This window comes from Streptomyces sp. DG2A-72 (assembly GCF_030499575.1).
Taxonomy (GTDB): domain Bacteria; phylum Actinomycetota; class Actinomycetes; order Streptomycetales; family Streptomycetaceae; genus Streptomyces.
The window spans coordinates 802,664-810,020 of the sequence record NZ_JASTLC010000001.1; the positions used below are offsets into that span (position 1 = coordinate 802,664).

7 protein-coding genes are annotated in these 7,357 nt (G+C 71.0%); 4 read left to right on the forward strand and 3 right to left on the reverse strand.

Going from position 1 to position 7,357, the window contains the following annotated elements; genetic code table 11:
• Positions 1–27: 27 nt before the first annotated feature.
• Positions 28–669 carry an alpha-ketoglutarate-dependent dioxygenase AlkB gene (locus QQY66_RS04175; protein ID WP_301977661.1) on the reverse strand — a complete coding sequence of 214 codons (642 nt, stop codon included), beginning with the start codon at positions 667–669 and terminating at the stop codon, positions 28–30.
• A gap of 191 nt (positions 670–860) precedes the next feature.
• On the opposite strand from QQY66_RS04175, the gene QQY66_RS04180 reads away from it, so the two are divergent.
• Together QQY66_RS04180 and QQY66_RS04185 are read left to right on the forward strand one after the other, a co-directional pair.
• The gene (locus tag QQY66_RS04180) at positions 861–2,006 is read left to right on the forward strand and encodes a methyltransferase (RefSeq protein ID WP_301977662.1); all 1,146 of its coding nucleotides are present in this window, start codon (positions 861–863) and stop codon (positions 2,004–2,006) included.
• An 11-nt stretch (positions 2,007–2,017) separates the two neighbouring features.
• Complete coding sequence (locus tag QQY66_RS04185) at positions 2,018–2,782, forward strand: bifunctional 2-polyprenyl-6-hydroxyphenol methylase/3-demethylubiquinol 3-O-methyltransferase UbiG (protein ID WP_301987159.1); 765 nt, start codon at positions 2,018–2,020, stop codon at positions 2,780–2,782.
• Here QQY66_RS04185 and QQY66_RS04190 read toward each other — a convergent pair.
• Positions 2,757–3,611, reverse strand: a complete 855-nt coding sequence (locus QQY66_RS04190) for a class II fructose-bisphosphate aldolase (RefSeq protein WP_301977663.1) — start codon at positions 3,609–3,611, stop codon at positions 2,757–2,759. The two genes, QQY66_RS04185 and QQY66_RS04190, sit on opposite strands and share 26 nt — an antisense overlap.
• An 11-nt stretch (positions 3,612–3,622) precedes the next feature.
• A complete protein-coding gene (locus tag QQY66_RS04195; RefSeq protein WP_301977664.1) occupies positions 3,623–4,504 on the reverse strand; it encodes an SIS domain-containing protein in 882 nt (293 codons plus the stop codon).
• 124 nt (positions 4,505–4,628) lie between these two features.
• Between QQY66_RS04195 and QQY66_RS04200 the strand changes: the two genes are divergently transcribed.
• Both QQY66_RS04200 and QQY66_RS04205 read left to right on the forward strand, forming a co-directional pair.
• Positions 4,629–5,408 carry a DeoR/GlpR family DNA-binding transcription regulator gene (locus QQY66_RS04200; RefSeq protein ID WP_301977665.1) on the forward strand — a complete coding sequence of 260 codons (780 nt, stop codon included), beginning with the start codon at positions 4,629–4,631 and terminating at the stop codon, positions 5,406–5,408.
• Between the two features lie 111 nt (positions 5,409–5,519).
• Positions 5,520–7,355 carry a glycoside hydrolase family 15 protein gene (locus QQY66_RS04205; RefSeq protein ID WP_301977666.1) on the forward strand — a complete coding sequence of 612 codons (1,836 nt, stop codon included), beginning with the start codon at positions 5,520–5,522 and terminating at the stop codon, positions 7,353–7,355.
• Positions 7,356–7,357: the final 2 nt, after the last annotated feature.

Below are 7,357 nucleotides of genomic sequence, written 5' to 3' on the forward strand. Positions count from 1 at the left end.
GTCTCCCATGATCCGCAGGTCGAGCGGCTACAGGCCACTGACTCTGAGCGTGACGTTCAACCGCCCGGTCAGGCCCAACTCGGGCGGTGCCGTGCCCGGGTACACCCGCGGCACTCCGTGGTAGGCGAGCCGGGACGGTCCCCCGAACACGAACAGATCGCCACTGCGCAGTTCGACGTCCGTGTACGGCCGGGCCCTCGTCTCGGTGTTGCCGAAGCGGAACACGCACGTGTCGCCGAGGCTGAGCGAGACCACCGGCGCGTCGGATTTCTCGTCGCTGTCGCGGTGCATGCCCATGCGGGCGTCGGCGTCGTAGAAGTTGATCAGTGCGATGTCACACATCACAGCCGGTTCGCCCAAGGCGTCGCGCACCGCCCGGCGCCCCCATTCGCCCAGCCACTCCGGGAACGGCTTCACGGGCGCACCGTCTCCGTCGACGACCGTGCGGGCATAGCCGTACGGATACCAGTGCCAGCCCAGGCAGACCTGCCGGGCGGTCATCGTGCCGCCCCCGGGTGTGCGGACCGTGCGGAGGCCGGCGGGCGGACGGGCCCACTCGCGGCAGGCATCCAGCAACTCGCGCTGGCGCTCCGCGTCCAGCCAGTCCGGCACGTGCACCGCGCCGGGCGCGACCTCCGTACGGGCCCTGGGGAACAGCTCGGGGTCCATGTCTCCATCCTGCCGGAACGGCGCGGGGCGCTCCGCGGGGAGTGCCGTGATGGGCCGTCTTTCGTCTGCGGGCTCGTCGTGGCTGGTCGCGCCCACGCGGCGGAGCCGCATATTGATGCAGCCCCGCGCCCCTTTGGGGGCGCTGCCCTACCGCAGCTGGCTTCACCAGGGGCGCTTAGTCTGGTCGCACGATGAACGACCGTATGACGACGCCCTGGGGCGAGCTCGCGCTGGCCCGCTTCCCCGAGGACCCGCGCGAGAGGCTGCGCGCGTGGGACGCCTGCGACGACTATCTGCTGAGGCACCTCGCGGACGAGGAGGTCCCGCTGTCCGGCACGGTCGTGGTTCTCGGCGACCGCTGGGGCGCCCTGGTCACGGCGCTCGCGGCGCATCGGCCGGTGCAGATCACGGACTCGTACCTCGGCCAGGAGGCGACCCGCGCCAACCTCGCGCGCAACGACGTCGAGCCCGGCGCCGTCACCCTCCTCACCACCCAGGATCCGCCGCCCGCCCGGGTCGACGTCCTCCTGGTCCGGGTGCCGAAGAGCCTGGCGCTCCTGGAAGACCAGCTGTCGCGTCTGGCGCCCGCGGTGCACGAGGGCACGGTCGTCGTCGGTACCGGCATGGTGAAGGAGATCCACACCTCCACGCTGCGGCTGTTCGAGCGGATCCTGGGCCCGACCCGCACCTCGCTCGCCGAGAAGAAGGCCCGGCTCATCTTCTGCACGCCCGAGGCCGCCCAGGAGCCGCCCGCCACCCCCTGGCCGCACACCTACACGCTCCCCGACGACATCGGCCCGGCTTCCGGTGCCACCGTCGTCAACCACGCCGGCGTGTTCTGCGCCGAACGGCTCGACATCGGCACGCGCTTCTTCCTGAAGCATCTGCCGAACGACACCGGCGGCGCACGCGTCGTCGATCTGGGCTGCGGCAACGGTGTCGTCGGCACGGCGATCGCGCTGGCCGATCCCGAGGCCGAGGTGCTGTTCACGGACGAGTCGTTCCAGGCCGTGGCCTCGGCGGAGGCGACGTACAAGGCGAACGGGGTATCGGGGCATGCCGAGTTCCGGGTCGGCGACGGGCTGGCGGGGGTGCCCGCCGACAGCGTCGACCTCGTGCTCAACAATCCGCCGTTCCACACCCACCAGGCGACGACCGACGCGACGGCGTGGCGGATGTTCAGCGAGGCGCGGCGCGCGCTGCGGCCCGGGGGTGAGCTGTGGGTGATCGGCAATCGGCACCTGGGCTACCACGTGAAGCTGCGGCGGTTGTTCGGCAACAGTGAACTGGTCGCCAGTGACCCGAAGTTCGTCGTGCTGCGAGCCGTCAAGGAGTAGGTGCCGTGGACGTGTCCGACGAATCGGTGCGGGACTTCTACGACGAGCTGGCCCCCGACTACCACCTGATCTTCCCGGACTGGGACGCGAGCATGGCGCGCCAGGCGACGGTGCTGGACGAGCTGATCCGGTCGCGTCCGGGAGCGGGACCGCGCAAGGTCCTGGACTGCTCCTGCGGAATCGGTACCCAGGCGATCGGGCTGGCGCGGCTGGGCCATCAGGTCGTCGGCAGCGACCTGAGCCCCGTGGCGGCCGCACGCGCGGTCGCCGAAGCCGCCGCTCGTGGCGTACGCCTTCCGGTGGCCGTCGCGGACATGCGGCGGCTGCCGTTCACGCCGTCCGCGTTCGACGTCGTCGTCTGTGCCGACAACGCGTTGCCGCATCTGCTGTCGGCGCGGGACGTCGAGGCGGCGCTGACGGGCATCCGCCGGGTGCTGCGCGAGGACGGGTTGCTGGTGCTCACCGTCCGGGACTACGACGAGGCCCGACGGACCAAGCCCACGGCGCCCCCTCCCCAAGTCTCGCGCACCGGGGACGGTGAGGTGATCACCTTTCAGCTGTGGCACTGGCACGAGGACGGCGAGCGCTACGACCTGGAACACTTCCAGCTCGTCCCGGCGGGCGACGGCTGGAGTGTGCGCGTGCGTCGAACCACCTACTGGGCGCTGACCCGCGGGCAGTTGACCGACCTGGTGACCGCGTCCGGCTTCACGGACGTCACTTGGCACGCTTCGTTCTACCAGCCGTTGCTCACCGCCCGCCCAGCACCCGGATGATCTCCGCGACCGTCCGTACCATCGCCTCCCGCCCCACACTCAGGTACTTCCGCGAGTCGACGGCCTCGGGGTGGGCGGCCAGGTACTCCCGTATCGCGCCGGTCATGGCGAGGTTGAGGGCGGTGCCGATGTTCACCTTGGCGATGCCGCCCGCGACGGCCGCGGTGAGTTCGGGGTCGGGCACGCCGCTGGAGCCGTGCAGGACCAGCGGGACGTCCAGGACGGCGGCGAGGCGTTCGAGGAGGGCGTGGTCGAGGGTGGCCGTGCGGGTGGTCATGGCGTGGGAGCTGCCGATGGCCACCGCGAGGGCGTCGACTCCCGAGTCGGTGACGAAGGCACGGGCCTGAGCGGGGTCGGTGCGGGCGCCGAGGGCGTGGGCGTCGAGCGGCGGCGCTCCGTCCTTGCCGCCCACCTCTCCCAACTCGGCCTCGATCCACAGCCCTTGGGCGTGCGCCCAGTCGACGGCGGCCCTGGTCGCCGCGAGGTTCTCCTCGTACGGCAGCCGCGACGCGTCGTACATCACGGAGCTGAACCCGGCACCCGGCGCCTGCCGCAGCAGGTCGTCGCTCTGGACGTGATCGAGGTGCAACGCGACGGGTACGGCGGCTCGTTCGGCGGCGGTGACGGCGGCGCGGGCGAGGGGAAGCAGGCGCCCGTAGCGGAACTTGACCGCGTTCTCGCTGATCTGGAGCACGACGGGAGCATCCACGGACTCCGCGCCGGCGATGACGGCCTCGACGTGTTCCAGCGTGATGATGTTGAAGGCGGCGACCGCGGAGTGGGCTGCGGCAGCCCGGGTGACGAGTTCGCCGGTGGTGGTGAGGGGCACGGTGGGTCCCTTCAGTCGGCGAGGATCACCGAGCGGGTGAGGTGTCGGGGCCGGTCCGGGTCGAGGCCGCGCGCCGCGGCGACGGCGACCGCGAGCCGCTGGGCGCGGACCAGTTCGGCGAGCGGGTCGAGATCGCCGGCCACCCACAGTCCGCCGGTGGCCCGCACCTGTTCGGCCAGGCCCTCGGGCGGCTCCCCGAGCATCCAGGTGGCGGTGCCATGGGTAGTGATGCTGATGGGGCCGTGCCGGTACTCCATCGCCGGATAGGCCTCGGTCCACGACAACGAGGCCTCGCGCATCTTCAGTCCCGCCTCGTTGGCCAGCCCCACGGTCCAGCCGCGGCCCAGGAAGGTGAACTGCGTGCAGTCGACGAGCCCTTCGGGCAGCGGGGTGGCGAGCGCGGTGCGGGCGTCGGCCACGACGGAGTCGGTGTGCAGGCCCAGGTGGGCGCGGAACAGGGTCAGCGCGGTGGTCGCGAACCGGGTCTGCACGACGGACCGTTCGTCCGCGAAGTCCAGGACTACGACGTCGTCGGCGGCCGTCATGACGGGCGTGCCGGGGTCCGCGGTGATGGCCATCGTGCGCGTGCGGCCCTTCAACCGCCCGAGCAGTTCCAGGACTTCGGTGGTGGTGCCGGAGCGGGTCAGGGCGACTGCACGGTCGTACGAGCGGCCGCACGGGAACTCCGAGGCGGCGAACGCGTCCGTCTCGCCCTGCCCCGCCCCCTCCCGCAGCCCCGCCGCCGCCTGCGCCATGAAGTACGACGTGCCGCACCCGACGATCGCGACCCGCTCCCCCGGCGCCGGAAGCACTTCTCCGTGCCGGCCGGCCTCCGCCGCGGCCCGCGTCCAGCACTCGGGCTGGCTGGTCAGCTCGTCCTCGACATGAGTCATGCCGTACCTCTCCCGCGCCTTGATTGTTCTTGCAAGATATAGCCAGTTTTCGAGCACAATCAAGCAATCGCGCGAGATGGGTGTGCGCTAAGGTCGCCGGAAGATCGAGGGACGGAGGGTGCGGATGTCGCGGGACGCCCGCTGGAAGGCGCTGCTGGAGCTGCTCGTCGAGCGCGGCCGGCTGGACGTCGAGGAGGCGGCGGCCGAGCTGGCGGTGTCGGCGGCGACGATCCGGCGCGACTTCGACCAGCTGGCCGAGCAGCAGATGCTCGTACGTACCCGGGGTGGCGCGGTCGTGCACGGGGTGTCGTACGAACTGCCGCTGCGCTACAAGACCGCCCGGCACGCCTCGGAGAAGCAGCGGATCGCCAAGGCGGTCGCCGATCTCGTCGCGCCCGGCGAGGCGGTGGGGCTGACCGGCGGCACGACCACCACGGAGGTGGCCCGCGCGCTGGCCGTACGCAGTGATCTCACGTCCGGCTCCCCCGCGCTGACCGTCGTCACCAACGCGCTCAACATCGCCAACGAGCTGGCCGTACGCCCCCAGTTCAAGATCGTGGTGACCGGCGGGGTCGCCCGGGCGCAGTCGTACGAGCTCATCGGGCCGCTCGCCGACGGTGTCCTCGGCCAGATCACGATCGATGTGGCCGTGCTCGGCGTCGTCTCCTTCGACGTCACCCATGGCGCCGCGGCGCACGACGAGGCGGAGGCCGCGATCAACCGGCTGCTGTGCGAGCGGGCCGAGCGCGTGGTCGTCGCCGCCGACTCCAGCAAGCTGGGACGGCGGGCGTTCGCCCGGATCTGCGCGGCCGACGCGGTGGACACGCTGGTCACGGACACGGCGGCCGGGCCGGAGACGGTGCAGCGGTTCGAGGAGGCCGGGATCCAGGTGATCGCCGTCTGACGCCGTGACCGATTGTCCCGACAGCGCGCACCGGACGGATCTAGGCTGACTGTGACGCGGTGCGAGCCGGGCCAGGGAGGCTGCGGTACGGGGCGGGCCAGGGAGGCTGTGATGGACGGGACACCGAGCGATCAGGGCGTACCGGGGACTTCGCGGTATCTGCCGATCGCCGAGCACGGGCTGATCGGCGATCTGCGCAGTGTCGCCCTGGTGGGGACCGACGGAACCATCGACTGGTACTGCTGCCCGTCCTTCGACGCACCCAGCGTCTTCGCCGCGATCCTGGACACGGAACGGGGCGGCGCCTTCGAACTCGCCGCCGCGGTGCCGGCCCAGACCAAGCAGTTCTACTTCCCGGACACGAACGTCCTGATCACCAGGTTCTTCACCGAGGAAGGCGTCGGTGAGGTACAGGACTTCATGCCGATCGGCCACGAGGCCGAGGAGGTCGCCCGGCACCGGCTGATCCGGCGGGTGCTGTGCGTACGCGGCTCCATCCCGTTCCGCGCGCGGGTGGCGCCCCGCTTCGACTACGGCCGCGCCCCGCACACCGTGCGCATGCAGGGCGACGTGGCGGTCTTCGCCTCCGACGGCCTGTCACTGGGGCTGACCGCGACCGTGCCGCTGGAGGCCGACGGCCTGGACGCGCGCGCCGACTTCAAGCTCGCCGAGGGCGAGTCGGCGGTGTTCGCGCTGGACCAGGTCGGCGGCACCGTGCATCCGCGCCGGTGCGCGCGCACCGAGGCTGAGAGCCAGTTCGACAGCACGGTGGCCTACTGGCGGCGCTGGCTGTCCCAGTCCGAGTACCGGGGCCGCTGGCGGGAGATGGTGCACCGCTCCGCGCTCACCCTGAAGCTGCTCACCTATGCGCCGACCGGGGCGATCGTGGCCGCGCCGACGACGAGTCTGCCCGAGCAGATCGGCGGCGAACGCAACTGGGACTACCGGTACGTGTGGGTGCGCGACGCCGCCTTCTGCGTGTACGCCCTGCTGCGGCTGGGCTTCACCGGCGAGGCCGAGGCGTTCATGAAGTTCGTGACCCGGCACGTCAGTCCGGGCGACGGCAAACCCTCGGGCCCGCTGCAGATCATGTACGGCATCGACGGGCGAACCGACCTCACCGAGCATGAACTCAACCACCTCGAAGGGCACTTGGGGTCCGCGCCGGTGCGGATCGGGAACGGCGCGGCCGAGCAGCTCCAGCTCGACATCTACGGCGCGCTCATCGACTCGATCTACCTCTACGACAAGTGGGCGAAGCCCATCTCCAGCGACCAGTGGGACGACGTGTGTGCCCTGGTGGACTGGGTCTGCGAGAACTGGGACCAGCCCGACGAGGGCATCTGGGAGACCCGCGGCGGCCGTAAGAACTTCCTGTACTCACGCCTGATGTGCTGGGTCGCGATCGAGCGGGCCATCCGCATGGCCAACCGGCGCGGTCTGCCCGCCGACCTGGTCCGCTGGCGCGGGCACCGGGACACGATCTACCGGCGGATCATGAAGCGCGGCTGGTCCGAGACACGGCAGGCGTTCGTGCAGTACGAGGACAGCGACGTACTGGACGCGGCCGTACTGATGATGCCGCTGACGAAGTTCATCGCCCCGACCGACCCGAAGTGGCTGTCCACGCTCGACGCCCTCACCCACGACCTGGTCTCGGACTCCCTCGTCTACCGCTACGACCCGCAGGTCAGCCCGGACGGACTGCGCGGCGACGAGGGCACGTTCTCGATCTGCTCGTTCTGGTACGTCGAGGCCATGGTCCACGCCGGCCGGATCGACGAGGCACGTCTGGCCTTCGAGAAGATGCTCACGTACGCCAACCATCTCGGCCTGTACGCCGAGGAGATCAGCCACACCGGCGAGCAACAGGGCAACTTCCCGCAGGCGTTCACCCACCTCGCGCTGATCAGCGCGGCCTTCAATCTCGACCGCGCTCTCGGCTGACT

Coding starts and splice junctions, on each gene's coding strand:
- QQY66_RS04175 (WP_301977661.1), bottom strand. CDS start 669: ATGGACCCCGAGCTGTTCCCCAGGGCCCGTACGGAGGTCGCGCCCGGC.
- QQY66_RS04180 (WP_301977662.1), top strand. CDS start 861: ATGAACGACCGTATGACGACGCCCTGGGGCGAGCTCGCGCTGGCCCGC.
- QQY66_RS04195 (WP_301977664.1), bottom strand. CDS start 4,504: ATGACTCATGTCGAGGACGAGCTGACCAGCCAGCCCGAGTGCTGGACG.
- QQY66_RS04200 (WP_301977665.1), top strand. CDS start 4,629: ATGTCGCGGGACGCCCGCTGGAAGGCGCTGCTGGAGCTGCTCGTCGAG.
- QQY66_RS04205 (WP_301977666.1), top strand. CDS start 5,520: ATGGACGGGACACCGAGCGATCAGGGCGTACCGGGGACTTCGCGGTAT.